Origin of the sequence: Pseudomonas sp. A0308 (genome assembly GCF_044218815.1) — a bacterium.
Lineage (GTDB): Bacteria > Pseudomonadota > Gammaproteobacteria > Pseudomonadales > Pseudomonadaceae > Aquipseudomonas > Aquipseudomonas iridis.
The window spans coordinates 5,644,698-5,664,414 of record NZ_CP162581.1; the positions used below are offsets into that span (position 1 = coordinate 5,644,698).

Sequence of the window (19,717 nt, forward strand, 5' to 3'; positions counted from 1 at the left end):
CTACAGGTGGGGTTGGATTCACCGCCATTCAAACGGTGTACCCAAACAACTGGAGCTGCCGCAGGCTGCGATCTGTTGATCTTCAGCTTCTACTTCGCAGAAAACTTCAACACCACGCTATGCGCGTAAGCCTGGCCCGGATCCAGCCGTGTGCTGGGGAAGTTCGGCTGATTCGGTGAGTCAGGATAGTGCTGGGTCTCGAGGGTAAACGCGCCCCAGTGCGGGTAGACCTTGCCACCCTTGCCCTTGACCGTGCCATCGAGGAAGTTGCTGGTGTAGAACTGCACGCCCGGTTCGCTGGTGAACAGCTGTAGATGCCGGCCGGACTGCGGGTCACTGACTTCGACGGCCAGTTTGCTCGCATCACCTTTGGTATCCAGCGCCCAGTTGAAATCGAAGCCACCCTGTTTCGGCTCGGCAAATTTCAGTTGCGGATGATCCGCCTTGATGTGCGCGCCGATGGCGGTCGGTTTGCTGAAGTCCATCGGTGTGCCGGCCACTGGCGCCAGCTCTCCGGTGGGGATCAGTTTGCCGGTGACCGGCGTGTAATGGCTGGCATGCAAGGTCGCGACTTGCTTGAGGATGTCGCCATTACCGGCGCCGGCGAGGTTGAAGTAGCTGTGATTGGTCAGGTTCAGCACCGTCGGTTTATCGGTGCTGGCCTTGTAGTCGATGCGCAATTCGTTGTTGTCGGTGAGGCGATAAGTCACCTCGGTGGTGAGGTTGCCGGGGAAACCCATTTCACCGTCCACCGACAGATAGGTCAGGGTTACGCCGACTGAATCCTTGTCTCTTGTTTCCTGAGCTTTCCAGACCTTTTTATCGAAGCCCTGAGTACCGCCATGCAAGGCGTTGGACTTGTCATTCTGCGGCACTTGATAGCGTTTGCCGTCGAGTTCGAAAGCACCTTCTGCCAGACGATTGCCGAAGCGGCCAATGGTCGCGCCGAAGTACGCGGTGCCTTTCTGGTAGCCCTGCACATCGTCGAAGCCGAGCACGACGTCGTCGAACTTGCCGTTCTTGTCCGCCACTTGCAGCGATTGCAGGGTTGCGCCGTACGTGATGACCGTGGCTTGCATGCCATGGCTGTTGCGCAGGATGTATTGCTCGACGGGCGTGCCGTCATTGGTTTTGCCGAAGGCCTTGTGTTCGGCGCTCAGGCCGGCCGCGTTGGCAGAGAGGGTGGCGATCATCAGGGACAGTCCAAGGCCGGAGAGCAGGTGACGGGATTGAATCATGGTTGACCTTCCTTTTTGTTGTTGTTTTCAGTAACCCCCCTGTAGGAGCTGCCGAAGGCTGCGATCTTTTGATCTTAAAAAACAAGGTCAAAAGATCGCAGCCTGCGGCAGCTCCTACAGAGGCTGGGTAATAGTCATGCTATTTGGTATTCAGGTGAGAATTTATAGCGGATTAAACGTTTATTGCAAAAATAAAGTCGGACTAAATGGATCGCTGTATCACGCCGAAGGTCGGGAAATACCGCCAGCACTGCACTTTTGCGCAATCAGCGGCTCTATCCATGGCCAGGATGCGGTGACTCCCGCCGCACAGGAATGTGCCTGTTCGAGAATTCATGCCGAGAGTGTTTAAGCTGATCAGCCGATTTGTCCGTCGCCCGTGCCTGTTGCTGGTGTGTTTGTCGTCGCTGTTGTTCAGCGGTTGTAGCCATCAGGACGGTAATGGTTTCATCAACCAGATCCGGGAAGGGCAGCCGCAGGAATTTCTGCAGACCAGCGTCGACCGGATGGCCACGCTGGCGATGCGTGACAACCTTGGCAGTCTTTATCGGTTGATGGGCAAGCTGTACCTGCGCAACCCGGACGAGTTGCGCAAGTCGGGTTTCCTCAACATTCACGCCGCCGTCAAGCAGGTACGACTGGCCATCGAGCAGCAACAACCATTGCCGGTGCTCGGCGGCAGAAAGGACCTCGCGGCGCTCAGCTATGCGATGAGCCCGGAGTTTCGTGGTGACCGCGTCGGCGCGTTCATTTATGCCATCGGCAGCATGCTGGTGACGGCCCATGGCAATCGAACCCAGTTCTACATGACGGACGCGATCAACCCGACGTTCGTGCATAACGCGGCGCGCAACATCGAAAAAGCCACGTGGATTCTGTCGCAGCGTCAGAACAAGGAAGGCCAGCCGCTGTTGTTTTCCAATGAGATCTCGGAGGAGGGCAGCAACCTGAGTTTTGCCGTGGAGTTCGGCAAAATCGTTGCGCGTCTGGATCTGCTGACGCAAATGCTTGATGAGCGCTACCGGCGGATCGGGCTCAATTACGCGCAGAGTTTGCTGTTCCTCAACTTCCTCCCGGTGCAATAAATCTGTGGATACGCTGCTGGCGCAATAAAGGAGCTGCCGCAGGCTGCGATCTTTTGATCTTGATCTTGAAAAACCAAAGTCAAAAGATCGCAGCCTTCGGCAGCTCCTACAGGGGGGGGATAGTGGTGTCAGCGGTATTGGGTTGATTGGTGGCTGGATAACTTGTATACAATCACTCGCTAATTTTGATCCAAATGGAGCTGCATCCGTCATGACCGACCCCGCAAGCGCCGATTTCAGCCGTGTCGACCGCGCGACCCGCGCCGACAAACTGCCCTATGCCGCGTTGCTGGCCTTCGCCATGACCGGGTTCATCGCCATCCTCACTGAAACCCTGCCGGCCGGATTGCTGCCGCAAATCAGTGCCGGACTGAACGTCAGCGAAGTGCTCGCCGGGCAACTGGTGACGCTGTATGCGCTGGGTTCGATTGTTGCCGCGATTCCGCTGACCGTGGCCACCCGTGGCTGGCCACGGCGCCGGGTGCTGTTGATGACGGTTGGCGGGTTTGTGCTGTTCAACACCATCACCACGTTTTCCAGTCATTACGGCCTGACGCTGGCCTCGCGCTTTCTCGCCGGTATGGCGGCTGGGCTGTCGTGGGGAATCATGGCCGGTTACGCCCGCGGGATCGTGCCGGTGCATCAGCAGGGGCGAGCGCTGGCGATTGCCATGCTCGGCACACCAGTGGCGCTTTCCCTGGGAACACCGGCGGGGACGTGGCTGGGCCATCTGATCGGTTGGCGCGCCTCGTTCGGAATAATGTCGGCACTGGCGCTGGTGCTGGCGGCGTGGATTGTTGTGGCGGTGCCGGATCGCCCGGGGCAGGCCAGTGCCGAGCGTCTGCCGTTGATGCAGTCCCTGCGCCTGCCGGGTGTGCGCCCGGTGTTGTTGGTGGTGCTGACGTGGATGCTCGGGCACAACATTCTCTACACCTACATTTCACCGTTTTTGATGCAGGCCGGACTCGCCGGACGTGTTGATCTGGTGCTGCTGTTGTTTGGCGTGTGTTCGCTGGTGGGAATCTGGATCATCGGCATGCTGGTGGATCGCTGGTTGCGCTGGCTGACCCTGATCAGCCTCGCGGTGTTTGCCGTGACGGCGCTGGTGCTGGCCCTGGCGAATCCGTCGCCATGGGTGATCTACGGCTGCATGGCGGTGTGGGGGTTGTCCTTCGGTGGTTCGGCGACGTTGTTGCTGACGGCAGCGGCGGATTCTGCCGGTGATCATGTCGATGTGGTGCAGGCAATGCTGACGACTTCCTGGAACGTGGCAATCGCCGGAGGCGGGCTGTTCGGTGGGTTGCTGCTGGATCGAGCGGGGGCGATGTCGTTTCCGTGGGCGCTGCTGATCCTGTCCCTGATCGCGCTGGCCACGGTGTGGATCAACAGCACACACAGCTTCAAACCGGGACGACGCCAACACTGATCCCTCCTGTAGGAGCTGCCGAAGGCTGCGATCTTTTGATCTTTCTTATTGCGTTCGTCGTGGAGCACCTGAACGCCGGATTGGGATTGGGGATATATCCGTTGCTGCGGGTGTTGCCGCTGGCGGTTTCGCTCTTACAGCGAGTCCCTTTTTCAAACGCCAAAAAGGAACCAAAAGGCTTTGCCCCGGCGTACGGCACTTCGCTGAGGCTCAGTGTTCCCTCGCTACGGTGTCCATCCGGGGGCATCGTCTACGGTTTGCTGCGCTGCACCTCCTCTCGATGAATGCGGCTTCGCCGCACGGCGCTGGGCGCCTGCCCCCCGGATGAACACCTACGCTCGGCCTGCCGAAGGGGCAGAAGATCAAAAGCCAGGGCCAGATCAAGAGCCCCTCACCCTAGCCCTCTCCCGGAGGGAGAGGGAACTGATCGAGGTGATTGGGCGAGATGCGCCGATGTGGATACCGAGTCGCACTCCAATGTTGAAAAGCCCAAAAATTGATCCCCTCTCCCTCGGGAGAGGGCTGGGCGGGCGACGTTCCGATGAGGGGCGAACCCAACCCAAAACCAATGCCGACCGCATCGCTCTCCCACCACTCAACACAATGAGCGTTAGCTCGAGTGCAGCTCTTGATCTCAGAGCCCGTCGGCAGGCTGAGTGGAGGGATTCATCCGGGGAGGACATCGAAAGGAGGTGCAGCGAAGCAAACCGGAATCGATGCCCCGGATGGATCCCGGAGCGAAGGAACCCCGAGCCCCAGCGAGCGGGCCGAACGTCAGGGCAAAGCCTTTTTGGTTACTTTTTCGGCGTCTGGAAAAAGTGACCCGCCGTAAGGGCGGAACCCTACTCAGCCATCACCCAAAAAATGGATATACCCCAAACCCTCGAGCCTGAAAGTGGGATTGGGCATAACGATAGACCGCATCGATATATGTGGTTATAAGAAAAATCGCTATGCTGCGGGCCAGATTTTTCTCGTCGTTTTTCTGGACGTCTTAATGGAATTGGCAAATTTCGGCCTGGTGATTGCCGGGCTGGTGGTGGGTTTTATTGTCGGTATGACCGGTGTCGGCGGTGGTTCGTTGATGACGCCGATCCTGCTGTGGTTCGGCATCAACCCGGCCACGGCGGTCGGCACCGACCTGCTGTACGCGGCCATTACCAAATCCAGTGGCGTCATCGTTCACAAGAAGAACAAGAATATCGATTGGGCCATCACCGGTTGGTTGACCCTCGGCAGCGTGCCGGCGGTGGTCATGACCTTGTGGTTTCTCAGCACGCTGCACACCGCGCCGGACGCGATGAACGCCATCATCAAACAGGCCTTGGGCTTTGTGTTGTTCGCCACGGCGTTGGCGATCTTCTTCAAGAAACGCTTGCTGGAATTCGCCCACAAACGCGCTGGCGGCAACTACAACCCGAGCGGTTCGCGGCTGAACGTGATGACGGTGATCACCGGCCTGATCCTTGGCACCATGGTCGCTCTGACCTCGATCGGCGCCGGCGCCCTCGGCACCGTGGCCTTGTTCATCCTCTATCCGCTGCTGCCGACCCGCCGCCTGGTCGGCACTGAAATCGCCCACGCCGTACCGCTGACCCTCGTCGCCGGCCTCGGCCATGCGAGCATGGGCAACATGGACTGGAGCGTGCTGGGCTTTTTGCTGATCGGTTCGTTGCCAGGCATCTGGCTTGGCAGCCACCTGACCGGCCGCATCTCCGACGAAGTGCTGCGGCCCTGCCTGGCGACGATGCTGGTATTGATCGGCTATAAACTGGCGTTTTGATCGACAACCATGAGCGAAACCACTGTGCACTGCGATGGCCGTATCGCCATCACTGTCGAACCCCGCGAGATGCGCATGAGCCATTGGCTGTATGCGCCGCTGGTGGTTGATCAGCAGCGTCAGCAGGTTTTGCTGGATCTGAGCGACAGCGTATGGGATTTGATCGGCACAGCGCAGGAGACGGTCAGTGGCATCGACCTGCTGCTGCGCAAATACCCTGGCGATCGCTCGTCGGTGACGGTGAGCATTGATCTGGACGGCGGGGTAATCAGAGTCGGCGAGCGCCTGATCGAATCCGCACATCTACTGGCGGCACTCGATTCGGCGCTGGACTGACGTCGCGCTAGATCCCCTCGCCACAGATATCTTCTTATGTTGGTTGCCGCGTGGTGTATTTCATGACGGTCACCGGTAAATTTTCGTAAACCATCTCCTCGACCACCTCCCAACCCAGCCGCGCATACAGCGACTGTGCTGCGTCGGTGTACAGGTAAAGTTCCGGGACATCCAACGCCTCAGCCTCTTCAACAATGCGCTTGACCAGTTGCGAAGCAATCCCGCGGCCACGTTCTTCAGCCTTCACATAAACCCCGGCCAGCCAGGGCGTGAGTTCGGGCCGGACCTTCATGTCGCTGTCGATCAGCAGTGCGCCGCCCAGCAACCTGCCGTCTTCAATCGCTACCACGACACTGGGGATCGCACCTTTGCCGCACGCCGCACGCATGCGTTCGGTGCGGGCAGCAAGGGTGTCGTCGGGACGAAAGCTACCCCACTCCTTGAAGTTGAGTTCGGCCAGTTCTTCGATCAATTCCGGGTGATCGCACAGGTAATCGATGTGCACGGGGTGACCTCCATTTCGTGAGCAGAACAGCCACCCTAATGCGCTCTTGAACGGTAATCAAATTGGCGTGGCAATCGCGTTTGTGCAGTTGCGCAATGTCGGGCCTGACCTAAGCTTCTGGCAGGGCGACAGATATTTGCCGGATACACCGGAACAATCGCCGCGATGCGCAATCATTAGAGCGTGGATATCAAAAGGAGATGCGCATGCTCATCAGGTCACTGACCCTGACACTCTTGCTGGCAGTTGCCGGCCCCCTGTTCGCCGCTGACAACGATTCGCCGATTGCCGCAGACATGGGCCGCGCCCGACCGCTGATCGTGATCGCGCAAAGCACCGCCGACCCCGTGTGGCTGAACCTGAAAAAGTCGCTGGACGACCCGGCCAACAAAAAGGGCGTCGCCGATCGCAATATCAAGGTTTACACCATCCTCAGTATGTCGGGTCAGCTCGACGGCAAGGACATGGGCCAGCAAGACACCATGGCCCTGCTGCGCTCACTGAAGCTGGGCGCCGGGGCTTATCCGAAAGTGTTCCTGGTGGGCAAGGACGGCGAGACCAAACTCTCCGCCTCGGGGGATGACGCGAAGGCCATCGACCTGAAGAAAATCTTCGACACCATCGACGCCATGCCCATGGCCGAGAAAGAAGCGGCCGCCGCCGCAGCAGCCCCGGCCGCTGCCGAACCTGAACCGGCCAAAGGTGCGAAAGGCGCCAAGCCGAGCAAACCCGCCAAACCGACCAAGCCGCCAGAAATGCCGAATGATTGATGGCGGGATCTGAATCAAAAAAATGGGCGACCTCTATAGGTCGCCCATTTTTATTGCCTGCAAGAAGGGCGCTGCCGAAGGCTGCGATCTCTTGATCTTTAGTTGGTCAGCGCACTGAAAATCTCATGCGTAATCTTCACCCGTTCCGCATTCGGGTAGTTCTTGTTGGCCAGAATCACGATGCCAATATCCTTCGATGGCACGAACGCCACGTACGCGCCGAAACCGCCGGTTGCGCCGGTTTTGTTGTAAAGCACATTGGCCGGCTCAGGCTGTGGCGGGGTCAGCCATTTGACCTTGTGCGGCTCCATTGCCATCGGCGTCGAGTTGCCGGCCTGCAGCTTCTCCAGGCTGATCGGATAGTGATAACGCTCCCAGCCCAGACCCTGCGTCATATCGCCGACGGTGTAGTGACCGGTGTGGGTCGCGGCGATGGCTTTTTGTAGCGGCTGTTCAAGGTTCGCAGGCTTGAGGTTGGCCTCGACGTAGCGCAGCAGATCCGCCGCACTGGTCTTGATGCCATAGGCTTCGGCATCCAGTGCGCCGGGGCTGACGCGAACCGGTTTGTCGTTCTTGTCGTAACCCTGCGCGTAGAGCTTCGCTTCTGAGGCGGGTACTTCAATGAAGGTGTGCTTGAGGCCCAGCTTCGGCAGCAAGGTTTCAGTCATGGCCTGAGCAAAGGGTTGATCGAGGCTTTTTGCCGTCAGATAGCCGAACAGTCCGAGGCTGGGGTTCGAATACAGGCGATGGCTGCCCGGCGAATAGGCCGGTTTCCACTGCTGGTAATAGCCCAGCATCTTGTCCGTTGAGTCCGCATCAGCAGGAAACTGCAGCGGCAAACCGCCCGCGCTGTAGGTGCCCAGTTGCAGCACGCTGATGTTGTCGAAGGCGCTGCCTTTTAGCTCAGGCCAGAGCGTGCTGGCCTTGGTCGACAGGTCCAGTTTGCCCGTGGCCTGCGCATAACCGGCCAATGTCGCGGTGAAGGTTTTGCTCACCGAGCCGACTTCGAACAGGGTGTTTTCGCTGACCTTCTGCCCGGTGTCCTTGGCGGCAACGCCGTAGTTAAAGTAATGCGGCTGGCCGTTGATGGTCAGTGCAACGGCCAGGCCGGCAATGTTCTGTTGCTGCATCACCGGTGTGACGGCGGCTTTGACCACAGCTTGCAGTTGCTCATCGGTTTGCGGGGCGCCGAGGCAGGTTGCAGCGCCGAATAGCAGTCCGAACGCGCTACAGGAAAAGGCTTTGGTCAGGTTGATGGATGACATAAGTGAACCACTCTCCAAGAGTGTTGATGGTGGTATCGCGCTACACTGCGGGCGATTTTTGTAATGGGCGGCTGATCAGCGCCGACAATTTAGGCAGTCCGACGTGAATCGACAAACGACGAAATCTTGGATTAGCCATTAGAAAAATTAGGGGCTGGGCATGATTCGACCGCAATTGCCGCTCAATGCACTGCGCGCTTTCGAAGCATCGGCGCGTCACTTGAGTTTCACTCGAGCTGCCGTGGAGCTGTGCGTGACTCAGGCTGCCGTCAGTCATCAGGTCAAAAGCCTCGAAGCGCAGCTCAACGTAACACTGTTCAAACGCCTGCCCCGCGGGCTGATGCTGACCAGTGAAGGCGAAACGTTGCTGCCGGTGTTAAGCACCTCGTTTGACCACATCGCGCAGATCCTCGAACGCCTTGCCGGTGGACAGTATCGCGAGATGTTGACCGTCGGGGCGGTCGGCACTTTCGCCGTGGGTTGGCTGTTGCCAAGGCTTGCGGACTTCCGGGCGAAACATCCGCTCATAGATTTACGGCTGTCGACGCACAACAATCGCGTGGATGTTGCCGCCGAAGGGCTGGATTATGCGATCCGCTTTGGCGCTGGCGCCTGGCACGGTATCGAGGCGATGCGCTTGCTCGATGCGCCACTATCAGTGCTGTGCGTGCCGGAGATCGCCCGGCAATTGCACACGCCTGGGGATTTGTTGCAGCAGACGTTGCTGCGTTCCTATCGCACTGATGAATGGCCCGCGTGGTTTCAGGCGGCGGGTCTGGCGACACAGGCCGCGCCGCCGCAAAGCATCATGTTCGACTCGTCGCTGGCGATGATGGAGGCGGCGTTGCAGGGCAGTGGCGTGGCGCTGGCCCCGCCGCTGATGTTTGCCCGGCAACTGGCGGCGGATGCGATCCGTCAGCCGTTCGCGATCGAGATCACGACCGGGAGTTACTGGCTGACGCGGTTGCAGTCGCGGCCGGAGACGGCGGCGATGAATGCGTTTAAAAACTGGTTGCTACAAATCGCTGTCTAGCACACGACCCTGTGGGAGCTGGCTTGCCAGCGATAGCGTTGGGTCAGCACCTTGAATGTTGCCCGTGTTGACGTCATCGCTGGCAAGCCAGCTCCCACAGGTTTATGTGTCGGACCGGCCATCACATACCTCCTGCAAAATTGAGAGTGCAGGGGATCCGTGATGTTAGTGAAGCGTTAGCGCACCAGACACGGCCGCTTGTTATCAAACTTCCAGCCCGGAATCAGAAACTGCATCGCCACGCTGTCATCCCGTGCGCCAAGGCCCATGCCTTTGTACAGTTCGTGAGCCTTGGCCACCTGATCCATATCCACTTCCACGCCCAGTCCCGACGTCTTCGGCACCTGCACGCAACCGTCGACGATTTGCAACGGCGCCTTGGTCAGGCGCTGGCCGTCCTGCCAGATCCAGTGGGTGTCGATGGCGGTGATTTCACCCGGTGCTGCCGCCGCAACGTGGGTGAACATGGCCAGTGAAATATCGAAATGGTTGTTGGAGTGCGAGCCCCAGGTCAGTCCCCACTCATGGCACATTTGCGCCACGCGCACGGAACCCTGCATGGTCCAGAAGTGCGGGTCGGCCAGCGGGATATCCACCGATTGCAGCTGGATCGCATGCCCCATTTCACGCCAGTCGGTGGCGATCATGTTGGTGGCGGTTTTCAGGCCGGTGGCGCGGCGAAACTCTGCCATCACTTCGCGGCCGGAATAACCGTTTTCCGCACCGCACGGATCTTCCGCATACGCCAGAACCTGATGCTGATCCCGGCACAAGCGGATCGCTTCCTTGAGTGACCAGGCGCCGTTCGGGTCGAGGGTGATGCGCGCCTGCGGAAAGCGTTCGGCCAGCGCCGTGACTGCTTCGATTTCCGCATCACCACTGAGCACGCCGCCCTTGAGCTTGAAATCCTTGAAGCCGTATTTCGCGTGGGCCGCTTCGGCGAGGCGCACCACGGCTTCGGCGGTCATGGCCTTCTCGTGACGCACGCGGAACCAGTCGTTTTCGGCGTCCGGTTCGCTGCGGTAGGCGAGGTCGGTTTCGTGCTGATCGCCGACGTAAAACAGGTAGCCAAGCATCTTCACTTCATCGCGTTGCTGGCCTTCACCGAGCAGCGCCGCGACTGGCACGTCGAGGTGCTGACCGAGCAAGTCGAGCAGTGCGGCTTCGAGGCCGGTGACCGCGTGAATAGTGATGCGCAGGTCGAAAGTTTGCAGGCCGCGGCCGCCGGCATCGCGGTCGGCAAAGGTCTGACGGACTTGATTGAGCATCTTTTGATACGTGCCGATCGGGCTGCCGATGACCAGGCTGCGTGCGTCTTCCAGCGTCTGGCGAATGCGCTCGCCACCGGGTACTTCACCGACACCGGTATGGCCGGCGTTGTCTTTGAGAATGACGATATTGCGGGTGAAAAATGGCCCGTGGGCACCGCTCAGATTAAGCAGCATGCCGTCGTGGCCGGCCACCGGAATGACCTGCATGTCAGTGATGATCGGGGCTTTGGCGGTGTCGTGTGCGTTCATTGTTTTTATCCTTTTCGTATCTTTCAGAATCAGGCGTGTTTCGGCGCAGTTTCAGCTATAGCAATATCCGCAGCCGGCCTGGGCTTGGTGCGGGCGAAGAAGACGATGATCGCGGCAATGATCGAGGTAGCGGCCAAGCCGTAGAGGCCACCCTGAATCGAGCCGGTGTGTTCTTCGAGCAGTCCGAAAGTGGTCGGCGCAACGAAGCCGCCAAGGTTGCCCACCGAGTTGATCAGCGCGATCACGGCGGCGGCAATTCGCGCATCCAGATACGCCTGCGGTATCGGCCAGAACAGCGACGAAGCCGACTTGAAACCCAGCGCCGCAAAGCAGATCGCGACGAAGGCGAAGATCGGCCCACCCGTGGTGGACATGAACATCCCCGCTGCAGCGATCAACAGCGCAGCGGCGACCCATGCCTGCTGGTGTTTCCATTTGGTGGAGAGGGAGGCGAAGGCATACATGCCGACAATCGACAGCAGCCACGGAATCGAGTTGAACAAGCCGACCTGCACATCGCTGAGTTCGCCCATCTTCTTGATGATGCTCGGCAGCCAGAAGGTCGCGGCGTAGATCGTCAACTGAATGAAGAAGTAGATCAGGCAGAACAGGATGATCTGGCGGTCCTTGAGCAGTTTGCCCATCGATGGCCGGATCGGTGTGGCAGCTTCGCGGGCCTTCTGTTCGTCGTCGATGGCCGTGACGAGCGCGTCCTGTTCGGCGCGGCTCAGCCATTTTGCATCGTGAGGTTTGGCGTCGAGCCAGAACCAGACGAACACGCACAGGCACACCGAAAACATCCCTTCAATAAAGTACATCCATTGCCAGCCGTGCATGCCCAGCCCGTTGATTTGCAGGAGCAGGCCGGACAGCGGGCCGGAGATCAGGGACGCAATGGCCGAGCCGCTGAGGAAAATCGCAATGGCTTTACCGCGTTCCGCGCCGGGCAACCAGCGGGTGAAGTAGTAGATCACCCCGGGAAAGAACCCGGCCTCGGCGACACCGAGCAGGAAACGCAGGATGTAGAAGTGGGTTTCGTTCTGGATGAACGCCATGCAGGTAGCGACCACGCCCCAGGTGAACATGATTCGGGTCAGCCAGATGCGTGCGCCGACCTTCTGCAAGAGCATGTTGGAGGGGACTTCGAACAGCGCATAACCGATGAAGAACAGACCGGCGCCGAAGCCGTAAGCGGCGGCGCCGATGCCCAGGTCATGTTCCATGTGGGTACGGACGAAACCGATGTTCACCCGGTCAATGTAATTGACGATGAACATGATCACGAAGAGCGGCAAGACGTGGCGTTTAACTTTCGAGATGGCGGACGCCAGCGTTGAATCAACGCCCTCGTTCATCCCGGAGACGGAGGTTTTCACTAGGTTTTCTCCCACTGATTATTTTTATGCGGGGTAGGGCTGGGTGCTGCGTTGTTGATAGACATCATACAACTAGGTTTTTTTGTCCTACAAGTGGCAAGGACCGACTAAATTCTTTGGAGAGGCAGATTTCTTATGCTTTTTTTGGTTTTTAAGTCCGTGTTTACTGGTTTTATCTTGTGTTGGGCGGTCGTGTCTTTTGAGCGGCTCCGAATTTTATTTCAGCGGAACGCTTAATTCATGAACGAGTTTTTTCACAGATAATGAGTGTTGTCATACAAGTTGATCGGGCTCAGAGGAGTAACATCGACCCTTGTCAGCCATCCCCGCAGTGCTACGATCCGCAAGCACCGTTCACCGGAACCGACCATGCAAGAAGACCTCGACGCCCCCGCGCGCAAACGTGCGCACAACCTGGCCCATGACCTGGTGGAGAAGCTCACCCAGAGCATCCTGCTCGGGCAAATGTCCCCCGGCGACAAATTGCCGTCGGAGAATTCCATCGTTCAGGAATACGGGGTCAGCCGCACAGTGGTGCGCGAGGCGATTTCCAAATTGCAGGCGTCGGGGCTGGTCGAGACCCGGCATGGCATCGGCACGTTCGTGATCGAGCGGGCGCCGGAGCAGGGGTTGCGGCTGAACGTCGACACCGCGCTCGGGGTGCGCAGCATTCTTGAATTGCGCATGGGGCTGGAGACGCAAGCCGTGGCGCTGGCGGCGCAGCGCCGCAGCGAGCAGCAAGTGCTGCAGATGCGCCAGGCGCTGGATGACTATCAACGTCTGTTGGCCAACAACGACAGCTGCGTCGAGGCCGATCGGCGTTTTCATCTGTTGATCGCCGAGGCCACCGGCAATGTGTGCTTCAGCGAGATCATGCAGCACTTGGGCAACGCGATGATTCCGCGGGCGCGGGTCAATGCAGTCGAGCGTGGGGCGGCGGATTTGAGCAAGCTGGGGCAACTGGCCAATCTGGAGCACGAGGCGATTTTGAATGCGATCAAGCGCCAGGATCCGGATGCAGCGCGGGCAGCCATGTGGCTGCATCTGACCAACAGTCGCGACCGGTTCCTGGCACAGGATTGAGCGCCGTTGGTCTGTTCGATGGCACGCCGTTCCCGGGGCCGCTTCCAAACTGTACGGCCCGGGTTTTCCGGACCTCTTTGGTGAGGTGCGTCATGGCTAACGACTTGCTGTTTCAGGGGGGAGTGCTTCCCACCGACCCGACCCTCCCGGTGCCCGGCACCGATGAGCCGTCACTGGGCGATCACGATGCACCGCCAGGGATGACCCCGGGGCGCGATCCGTTGAGTGACGCCGATCGGCCGGAGGACTGGAAGGACCCACCGGCGGATGAAGAAATGCCGCCGGCGGATGAACCGACGCCGTTGTCGGATGATCGGCGCTGATGGGCAGCTGGCTCTGATTGATGTGATGGCTCCCACCGGTTATGCGGGTGTGCAGCAGAACCTTTGTACAACCCCGAACCCTGTGGGAGCTGGCTTGCCAGCGATGGCGGCATCCGTCTCACTCGATATCAATGATTAGCGCACGCAGTCCGCCCCAGCCAAAACCGCCGCTCCAGATTCAACGCCAGCACACTGACCAATACCACCGCCGAGCCCGCCAGCATCAACAGGGTCGGCCGCTCGCCCAGCCCCACCGACGCAATCCCCATCGCCGTCGGCGGAATCAGGTAGAGGGTCATGGTCGCCCGACTCAAATCCACATGCCTGAGCACAAACCCCCACGCCAGATAGGCCAGGGCACTTGGAAACACACCGAGCGCCAACACTGCCCATTGCACCCGCAGCGGCGCTTTCATCACCGCGTCGCTCAACCCCGGCAGGTAAATCAGCAACAGCAATGTCCCCGACCACACCGCGTAGCACGTCAGACTCAAACCGTCATAGCGCCGGGCGTGATGCTTTTGCAGAGCGAAATAAATGCTCCAGGAAACCGCCGCCAGCAAGATCAGCAAGCCATGCGCGTCGATCTCGCCCACACCACGATCGCCGCTGACCACAATCGCCACGCCGACCAAACCCAGCAACACACAGCCCCAACGCCAGACACTGACCTGATCCTTGAACACGAAGCGCGCCAGCAGCGTGCTGAACAGTGGACTCGATTGCGCCAGCACGCTCGACGCCCCGGCGCTGACGCTTAGCTGGCCGATGTTCAGCGCGACGTGATGCAGGCTGACCGCGAAGAAACCCAGGGCGAACAGCAGTGGTACGTCCCTCACGCGAGAGAGTTGCAGACCTTTGAACGCGGCGATGACCGCCATGAACACCGACGCCAACAGAAACCGCAGCAACGCCAGATGCCCGGGATCGTAAGCTTGCAGGCCGATGTGGATGCCGGTTGGCGAATACGCCCAGCAGCAGACGACAAACGCCATGGCCAGTAACATTTTCAGCGAAGCAGGGAACGGCATGATCGAGCACCAGTAGGCATGATGCGCCGAGTATCCGGGCGGGCAATCATTCGCCACAACTGACTTATACTGCGCTGAATGTTCACTCAGAGTGATGAGTATGGAGCTGGCACAAATCCGTATGTTCAAGACCGTGGCCGAGGAAGGCAGCATCGCCCGGGCGGCGGAAAAACTGTTCTGCGTGCCGTCGAACATCACCGCGCGGATCAAGGCGCTGGAGGCGGAGTTGGGCGTTGCACTGTTCATTCGCCAGGGGCGTGGGCTGCGGATCAGTCCGGCAGGGCAGATGTTTCTTGCCTATGCGCAAAAAATTCTGGCGCTGACGGCGGAGGCCAAACGCGCAGTTGATCCCTCGGCCGAGCCGTCCGGGCCGCTGCGCATCGGCGCCATCGAATCGTCGGCCACCGGGCGTTTGCCACGGCTGCTTGCGAAGTTTCACAAGCGTTATCCGCAGGTCGCACTGGAACTCACCACCGGCACCTGGGGCCAGTTGCTCGACGACACGCTGAACCATCGCCTCGACGGCGCGATTGTCGCGGTGGACGTTGAGCGCTCGCAGCTCAAGCGCACACCGATGTATCGCGAAGAGTTGCTGCTGATTGCCTCGACGTCGTTCGGGCCGGTGCGCGGCATCGATGATCTGCAGGACAAAACCGTGTTCATGTGGCCGCAAGGCTGTCCGTATCGGGCGGCGCTGGAGCACTGGTTGTTGCGTCAGGGGCAGGCGTTGCCGATTGTCAGTCTGGCCAGTTACGGGGCGATTGTCGGGTGCGTCAGTGCGGGGGCGGGCGTGGCGTTGGTGCCCAAAGGGGTGTTCGAGCAATACGCCAAAGGCGCGGGGTGTGTGGGCTATGAGTTCCCCGAACTGACGGCCATCGACAATCTGTTTTACTGGCATGAAAACGCCGGGGTGCATCCGGCGCGCGAGGCGTTTGTGACGATGTTGCGCGAAGAATTCACCTGACCCAGCCGCCCTTTATGCTCCGAACACATCACCCCTGTAGGAGTTGCCGAAGGCTGCGATCTTTTGATTTTGCTTTTTTTTAAATCCAAGTCAAAAGATCGCAGCCTTCGGCAGCTCCTACACGGGTTCGTGTGGATGATGGAGCTGGTTAGTTTGGCTTGAGGTCGCGCATCAACAACCCGAAGCGCAAATCCACCCCGTCCGGAATCGGCACATACACCGTATGCCCATCCCCCGGCGCCACTTCAATAGCTTCGCCCTTGAGGTTGCGCAGTTCCTGCAGATCAAAATGAAAGTTGCCCCCAGGCGTCATCAATTCCAGATGATCGCCCAGCGCAAAACGGTTCTTCACCTTGACCTCGGCCAATCCGTCACGCCGCTCGCCGGTCAACTCCCCGACAAACTGCTGTCGCTCCGACACCGAGCTGCCATGCAGATAATTCTGGTACTCGTCATGCACATGGCGACGCAGGAAACCCTCGGTGTAACCGCGCTGGGCCAGTGATTCCAGATCGTTCATCAGGCTGCGATCGAACTCGCGCCCGGCCACCGCATCATCAATTGCCCGGCGATACACCTGCGTGGTGCGCGCGCAGTAAAAGTGCGATTTGGTCCGGCCCTCGATTTTCAGTGAATGCACGCCCATGCGGGTCAGGCGCTCGACGTGCTGGACCGCGCGCAGATCCTTGGCGTTCATGATGTAGGTGCCGTGCTCGTCCTCGAAAGCGGGCATCAATTCGTCAGGGCGATTGGCTTCCTGCAGCAGAAACACCTGATCGGTCGGCGCGCCAAGACCCAGGGTTGGCTCGGGCTGAAAGGTCTGGACGATCTCGCCCAGCTGATTCTCCGTGGCCTCCTGCGCCGAGTATTTCCAGCGGCAGGCGTTGGTGCAGGTGCCCTGATTGGCGTCACGTTTGTTCATGTAACCCGAGAGCAGGCAACGTCCGGAATAGGCCATGCACAGGGCACCGTGAACGAACACCTCCAGTTCCATGCCCGGCACTTGCTCGCGGATTTCGGCGATTTCTTCCAGCGACAGTTCGCGGGACAGGATAATCCGGCTCAGGCCCTGTTGCTGCCAGAACTCGACGCTCGCCCAGTTCACCGTGTTGGCCTGCACCGAAAGGTGGATCGGCATCTGCGGGAAATGCCGGCGCACCAGCATGATCAGCCCCGGATCGGACATGATCAGCGCGTCCGGCGCCATCTCGATGACTGGCGCCAGGTCCTTGAGAAAGGTCTTGAGCTTGGCATTGTGCGGCGCGATGTTGACCACCACGTAGAAGCGCTTGCCCTGCGCCTGCGCTTCACGAATACCCAGTGCCAGATTGGCGTGATCGAATTCATTGTTGCGCACCCGCAGGCTGTAGCGCGGCTGGCCGGCGTAAACCGCATCGGCACCGTAGGCGAAGGCGTAACGCATGTTTTTCAGGGTGCCGGCGGGGGCGAGCAGTTCGGGGGCGGCGAGAGTGAGGGTGGGAGTCATGGCGGCAGCGCTCGCAAAAGCGCGGCAGGGTAGTGCGGTTGTCTGCGGGGTTTATTGATCTGGATCTATGCTCCTTGAATAAAGATGGCACTCGCGCGGTTGGCGGCTGACTAAGTTGGGCTGGCGTGCATGGCGCCTGACTGACATGGACTGGACATGAACCAAAAAAGTATTCAATTCAAATCGCTGACGGTGTTGCTGTTACTGGTGACGGTGGCCTTCATCTGGATTCTGTTGCCGTTCTATGGCGCGGTGTTCTGGGCGGTGATCCTCGGCATTCTGTTTGCGCCGATGCAGCGCCGGTTGCAGGCCCGATTCGGCTGGCAGCGCAACCTGACGTCGCTGTGTACGTTGAGCGTCTGCCTGGTGATTGCGATTTTGCCCGTGATCATCATCAGCGTGTTGCTGGTCCAGGAAGGGGCGATGGTCTACAAGAACATCGAGAGTGGCGAGCTGGATGTCGCGGCTTATCTGGCGCAGTTCAAGCAGAGTCTGCCGCCGTACTTCCAGCATTTGCTGGACCGTTTCGGCATGGGCGAGCTGAACGGCTTGCGCGACAAAATCGTCAAGTCGGCGATGCAGGGCAGCCAGGTGCTGGCCACTCAGGCATTCAGTTTTGGCCAAGGTACGTTCGAGTTTGTGGTGAGTTTCTTCATCATGCTCTATCTGCTGTTCTTCTTTCTGCGTGACGGCCCGGAACTGGCGCGCAAGATACGCACCGCCGTACCGCTGGAAGAGAGTCACAAGCGACGCCTGCAACTGAAGTTCAACCGCGTGGTGCGGGCAACGGTGAAGGGCAACCTGGTGGTCGCGGTCACGCAAGGCGCGCTGGGCGGGGCGATTTTCTGGTTTCTCGACATCCCCAGCGCGCTGCTGTGGGCGGTATTGATGGCGTTTCTGTCGCTGTTGCCCGCTGTCGGAGCCGGGATTGTCTGGGCACCGGTGGCGGTCTATTTCCTGCTCAGCAACATGATCTGGCAGGGTGTCGTGCTCGGTTTGTTCGGCATTTTCGTGATCGGGCTGGTCGATAACGTGCTGCGCCCGATTCTGGTCGGCAAGGACACGCGCATGCCCGACTACCTGATCCTGATCTCGACCCTGGGCGGTCTGGCGGTATTCGGCTTGAACGGGTTCGTGATCGGGCCTTTGATTGCCGCGCTGTTCATGTCCAGCTGGGCGCTGTTTATCGAGACCAAGCCCAAGGTGCAGTTGCCTTAAACCTGGAACCGCGCGCCGGCGACCTGTTGCGACAGTGCCTGCGCTGCCGGCAAGGACGTGAGCGGGCCGCTGATCGGCTCGCCGTCACGCACCAGATACCAACAGGCGAGCAATCCCAGCTCTCTGAGTGAGGCGGGAACGGCGCTGCCAATAACGGACATGATTTGAACCTGAGCCATGACAAGGACCTCCATCAATCGATGGCGCTACCTTAGGGAATCGGCGTTCTCAGGGACAATCAACGCTTTCGATAGTGGTCATTGATAACAGTGAGGGCTGTTTCAATCGACCACTTGATCAAGCATGTGCATCACTTCACGCTCATTGAGCAGCCCTTTGTGCACTAGGTTCTCGGCCAGCAGCGAAAGAAACTTGGCGCAGCGGTGGCCTTCCAGGTGCTTGAGCTCGGTCAGCGCGCTGTACACCTTGCTGGAGGTGCACAAGCCGACGATGCGGTGCGGATTTTGTGTTGGCATGGAGTCGTCCTTGTTGTTATCAACCTGTTGTTTACGGACGGATTCAGCTTGCGGTTCCGTCATGACAAATAAATGACCGTTCGATGTTTCCCCAGCGGTCAAATCCATCATGCCGACTTTAGCTGTTGAAACTGTCCTCACAGCGACCTTGGCGAGATTTTTTCAGACGCTGGCCGACAGACGGTCACAAAAAAGCCCCGCTATCAAGGCGGGGCTTTGTGTTTCGGTTACCAGCGTGGGCCACCGTAGTAACCGTGTGGCCGACCGTAATAACCGCGAGGCGGGCCGTAATAGACGGGCGCCCGTTGGATATATACCGGTTGCTGCACATACACCGGTGCCGGTTGGTAATAAACCGGTGGGGGCGGCTGTTGCACGTAAACCGGTTGTGGCTGAACGTAAACCGGTTGTTGCTGGACATACACCGGTCGATCCTGGTTGATCAGCGCCGAGCCGATGATGGCCGAGCCGACGATCGCGCCAAACACCGCAGGGCCTTGCCAGCCATGGCCACCACCGGCTTCTGCCTGTCCTGTGACAGCGAGTGCGCCAATCAACATTGCCATGATGGAGAGTTTACGAATCATGATAATTCCTCGGTTCTTCGACCCGGCGGCAGGGCCTGCACCAGGCCCGCAGTCGTCGCGGGGATACTTCTAAGACAGCGATTTTTTGAAATTCAGCACAGCCGCCAGGTAAATTTTGTGTAAGGTCTGTACCGTTTTCTTTACCGGACGCTCAACGCTAACGTCATCGCGTACAGACACGCCGATATGATCGAACAGAACCCGATGGGCTG

Annotated in this window: 20 protein-coding genes; 10 read left to right on the plus strand and 10 right to left on the minus strand. The window is 59.3% G+C overall.

Translation table 11 applies throughout. The features are described 5' to 3' along the window. Positions 1–89 precede the first annotated feature (89 nt). Positions 90–1,238 carry an aldose epimerase family protein gene (locus tag AB4P92_RS26120; RefSeq protein WP_395598388.1) on the minus strand — a complete coding sequence of 383 codons (1,149 nt, stop codon included), beginning with the start codon at positions 1,236–1,238 and terminating at the stop codon, positions 90–92. Positions 1,239–1,573: 335 nt separating this feature from the next. Here AB4P92_RS26120 and AB4P92_RS26125 point away from each other — a divergent pair, with 335 nt between their 5' ends. The 4 genes from AB4P92_RS26125 (at position 1,574) to AB4P92_RS26140 (ending at position 5,868) form a co-directional block, all read left to right on the plus strand. Next, the gene (locus tag AB4P92_RS26125) at positions 1,574–2,323 is read left to right on the plus strand and encodes a hypothetical protein (RefSeq protein WP_042560055.1); all 750 of its coding nucleotides are present in this window, start codon (positions 1,574–1,576) and stop codon (positions 2,321–2,323) included. A 211-nt stretch (positions 2,324–2,534) separates the two neighbouring features. Further along, complete coding sequence (locus tag AB4P92_RS26130) at positions 2,535–3,749, plus strand: MFS transporter (RefSeq protein WP_395598389.1); 1,215 nt, start codon at positions 2,535–2,537, stop codon at positions 3,747–3,749. A gap of 997 nt (positions 3,750–4,746) precedes the next feature. Continuing rightward, positions 4,747–5,532 (plus strand): sulfite exporter TauE/SafE family protein, encoded by a 786-nt coding sequence (locus AB4P92_RS26135; protein ID WP_042560052.1) that lies wholly within the window; start codon positions 4,747–4,749, stop codon positions 5,530–5,532. A 9-nt stretch (positions 5,533–5,541) separates the two neighbouring features. Beyond that, positions 5,542–5,868: a hypothetical protein gene (locus tag AB4P92_RS26140; protein ID WP_395598390.1), complete on the plus strand. Its 327-nt coding sequence runs from the start codon at positions 5,542–5,544 to the stop codon at positions 5,866–5,868. A 34-nt stretch (positions 5,869–5,902) separates the two neighbouring features. Here AB4P92_RS26140 and AB4P92_RS26145 read toward each other — a convergent pair whose 3' ends face one another. Next, positions 5,903–6,373 (minus strand): GNAT family N-acetyltransferase, encoded by a 471-nt coding sequence (locus AB4P92_RS26145; RefSeq protein WP_042560050.1) that lies wholly within the window; start codon positions 6,371–6,373, stop codon positions 5,903–5,905. A gap of 206 nt (positions 6,374–6,579) precedes the next feature. Between AB4P92_RS26145 and AB4P92_RS26150 the strand changes: the two genes are divergently transcribed. Beyond that, positions 6,580–7,143 carry a DUF4174 domain-containing protein gene (locus AB4P92_RS26150; RefSeq protein ID WP_042560049.1) on the plus strand — a complete coding sequence of 188 codons (564 nt, stop codon included), beginning with the start codon at positions 6,580–6,582 and terminating at the stop codon, positions 7,141–7,143. 98 nt (positions 7,144–7,241) lie between these two features. On the opposite strand, the gene ampC is transcribed toward AB4P92_RS26150, so the two are convergent. After that, on the minus strand, positions 7,242–8,408 hold the full coding sequence (gene ampC / locus AB4P92_RS26155) for a class C beta-lactamase (protein WP_395598391.1): 1,167 nt from the start codon (positions 8,406–8,408) through the stop codon (positions 7,242–7,244). A gap of 160 nt (positions 8,409–8,568) precedes the next feature. On the opposite strand from ampC, the gene AB4P92_RS26160 reads away from it, so the two are divergent. Further along, on the plus strand, positions 8,569–9,441 hold the full coding sequence (locus AB4P92_RS26160; protein ID WP_395598392.1) for a LysR family transcriptional regulator: 873 nt from the start codon (positions 8,569–8,571) through the stop codon (positions 9,439–9,441). Positions 9,442–9,617: 176 nt separating this feature from the next. Here the strand turns inward: AB4P92_RS26160 and gudD are convergent, their stop codons facing one another. Together gudD and AB4P92_RS26170 are read right to left on the minus strand one after the other, a co-directional pair. Beyond that, positions 9,618–10,961 (minus strand): glucarate dehydratase, encoded by a 1,344-nt coding sequence (gudD, locus tag AB4P92_RS26165; RefSeq protein ID WP_115147281.1) that lies wholly within the window; start codon positions 10,959–10,961, stop codon positions 9,618–9,620. Positions 10,962–10,990: 29 nt separating this feature from the next. Then, complete coding sequence (locus AB4P92_RS26170) at positions 10,991–12,337, minus strand: MFS transporter (RefSeq protein ID WP_200611899.1); 1,347 nt, start codon at positions 12,335–12,337, stop codon at positions 10,991–10,993. A gap of 369 nt (positions 12,338–12,706) precedes the next feature. On the opposite strand from AB4P92_RS26170, the gene AB4P92_RS26175 reads away from it, so the two are divergent. Together AB4P92_RS26175 and AB4P92_RS26180 are read left to right on the plus strand one after the other, a co-directional pair. Next, on the plus strand, positions 12,707–13,420 hold the full coding sequence (locus AB4P92_RS26175) for a FadR/GntR family transcriptional regulator (RefSeq protein ID WP_042560044.1): 714 nt from the start codon (positions 12,707–12,709) through the stop codon (positions 13,418–13,420). Between the two features lie 92 nt (positions 13,421–13,512). Further along, positions 13,513–13,743 (plus strand): hypothetical protein, encoded by a 231-nt coding sequence (locus tag AB4P92_RS26180; protein WP_042560043.1) that lies wholly within the window; start codon positions 13,513–13,515, stop codon positions 13,741–13,743. Between the two features lie 128 nt (positions 13,744–13,871). On the opposite strand, the gene AB4P92_RS26185 is transcribed toward AB4P92_RS26180, so the two are convergent. After that, the gene (locus tag AB4P92_RS26185; RefSeq protein ID WP_395598393.1) at positions 13,872–14,774 is read right to left on the minus strand and encodes a DMT family transporter; all 903 of its coding nucleotides are present in this window, start codon (positions 14,772–14,774) and stop codon (positions 13,872–13,874) included. Positions 14,775–14,874: 100 nt separating this feature from the next. Between AB4P92_RS26185 and AB4P92_RS26190 the strand changes: the two genes are divergently transcribed. Further along, a complete protein-coding gene (locus tag AB4P92_RS26190) occupies positions 14,875–15,738 on the plus strand; it encodes a LysR family transcriptional regulator (protein ID WP_395598394.1) in 864 nt (287 codons plus the stop codon). Between the two features lie 148 nt (positions 15,739–15,886). Here AB4P92_RS26190 and yegQ read toward each other — a convergent pair whose 3' ends face one another. Further along, positions 15,887–17,224, minus strand: coding sequence for a tRNA 5-hydroxyuridine modification protein YegQ (gene yegQ, locus AB4P92_RS26195; RefSeq protein WP_395598395.1), 1,338 nt, complete (start codon positions 17,222–17,224; stop codon positions 15,887–15,889). Positions 17,225–17,380: 156 nt separating this feature from the next. Here yegQ and AB4P92_RS26200 point away from each other — a divergent pair, with 156 nt between their 5' ends. Then, the gene (locus AB4P92_RS26200; protein WP_042560039.1) at positions 17,381–18,442 is read left to right on the plus strand and encodes an AI-2E family transporter; all 1,062 of its coding nucleotides are present in this window, start codon (positions 17,381–17,383) and stop codon (positions 18,440–18,442) included. On the opposite strand, the gene AB4P92_RS26205 is transcribed toward AB4P92_RS26200, so the two are convergent. From AB4P92_RS26205 to AB4P92_RS26215, 3 genes are all read right to left on the minus strand, one after another. Next, the gene (locus tag AB4P92_RS26205) at positions 18,439–18,621 is read right to left on the minus strand and encodes a hypothetical protein (protein WP_042560038.1); all 183 of its coding nucleotides are present in this window, start codon (positions 18,619–18,621) and stop codon (positions 18,439–18,441) included. The genes AB4P92_RS26200 and AB4P92_RS26205 overlap by 4 nt on opposite strands. Positions 18,622–18,723: 102 nt before the next feature. Continuing rightward, positions 18,724–18,918, minus strand: a complete 195-nt coding sequence (locus tag AB4P92_RS26210; RefSeq protein ID WP_016984641.1) for a hypothetical protein — start codon at positions 18,916–18,918, stop codon at positions 18,724–18,726. 227 nt (positions 18,919–19,145) lie between these two features. Beyond that, entirely contained in the window at positions 19,146–19,505 is a 360-nt protein-coding gene (locus AB4P92_RS26215) for a hypothetical protein (RefSeq protein ID WP_210703200.1), read from the minus strand. Positions 19,506–19,717: the final 212 nt, after the last annotated feature.

What these genes read in the sequence shown, in the direction of transcription:
- ampC (WP_395598391.1), bottom strand. Translation starts at nt 8,408, where the DNA reads ATGTCATCCATCAACCTGACCAAAGCCTTTTCCTGTAGCGCGTTCGGA.
- AB4P92_RS26135 (WP_042560052.1), top strand. Translation starts at nt 4,747, where the DNA reads ATGGAATTGGCAAATTTCGGCCTGGTGATTGCCGGGCTGGTGGTGGGT.
- AB4P92_RS26215 (WP_210703200.1), bottom strand. Translation starts at nt 19,505, where the DNA reads ATGATTCGTAAACTCTCCATCATGGCAATGTTGATTGGCGCACTCGCT.
- AB4P92_RS26200 (WP_042560039.1), top strand. Translation starts at nt 17,381, where the DNA reads ATGAACCAAAAAAGTATTCAATTCAAATCGCTGACGGTGTTGCTGTTA.
- AB4P92_RS26130 (WP_395598389.1), top strand. Translation starts at nt 2,535, where the DNA reads ATGACCGACCCCGCAAGCGCCGATTTCAGCCGTGTCGACCGCGCGACC.
- AB4P92_RS26150 (WP_042560049.1), top strand. Translation starts at nt 6,580, where the DNA reads ATGCTCATCAGGTCACTGACCCTGACACTCTTGCTGGCAGTTGCCGGC.
- AB4P92_RS26180 (WP_042560043.1), top strand. Translation starts at nt 13,513, where the DNA reads ATGGCTAACGACTTGCTGTTTCAGGGGGGAGTGCTTCCCACCGACCCG.
- AB4P92_RS26190 (WP_395598394.1), top strand. Translation starts at nt 14,875, where the DNA reads ATGGAGCTGGCACAAATCCGTATGTTCAAGACCGTGGCCGAGGAAGGC.
- yegQ (WP_395598395.1), bottom strand. Translation starts at nt 17,224, where the DNA reads ATGACTCCCACCCTCACTCTCGCCGCCCCCGAACTGCTCGCCCCCGCC.
- AB4P92_RS26125 (WP_042560055.1), top strand. Translation starts at nt 1,574, where the DNA reads ATGCCGAGAGTGTTTAAGCTGATCAGCCGATTTGTCCGTCGCCCGTGC.
- AB4P92_RS26185 (WP_395598393.1), bottom strand. Translation starts at nt 14,774, where the DNA reads ATGCCGTTCCCTGCTTCGCTGAAAATGTTACTGGCCATGGCGTTTGTC.
- gudD (WP_115147281.1), bottom strand. Translation starts at nt 10,961, where the DNA reads ATGAACGCACACGACACCGCCAAAGCCCCGATCATCACTGACATGCAG.
- AB4P92_RS26210 (WP_016984641.1), bottom strand. Translation starts at nt 18,918, where the DNA reads ATGCCAACACAAAATCCGCACCGCATCGTCGGCTTGTGCACCTCCAGC.
- AB4P92_RS26120 (WP_395598388.1), bottom strand. Translation starts at nt 1,238, where the DNA reads ATGATTCAATCCCGTCACCTGCTCTCCGGCCTTGGACTGTCCCTGATG.
- AB4P92_RS26205 (WP_042560038.1), bottom strand. Translation starts at nt 18,621, where the DNA reads ATGGCTCAGGTTCAAATCATGTCCGTTATTGGCAGCGCCGTTCCCGCC.
- AB4P92_RS26175 (WP_042560044.1), top strand. Translation starts at nt 12,707, where the DNA reads ATGCAAGAAGACCTCGACGCCCCCGCGCGCAAACGTGCGCACAACCTG.
- AB4P92_RS26140 (WP_395598390.1), top strand. Translation starts at nt 5,542, where the DNA reads ATGAGCGAAACCACTGTGCACTGCGATGGCCGTATCGCCATCACTGTC.
- AB4P92_RS26160 (WP_395598392.1), top strand. Translation starts at nt 8,569, where the DNA reads ATGATTCGACCGCAATTGCCGCTCAATGCACTGCGCGCTTTCGAAGCA.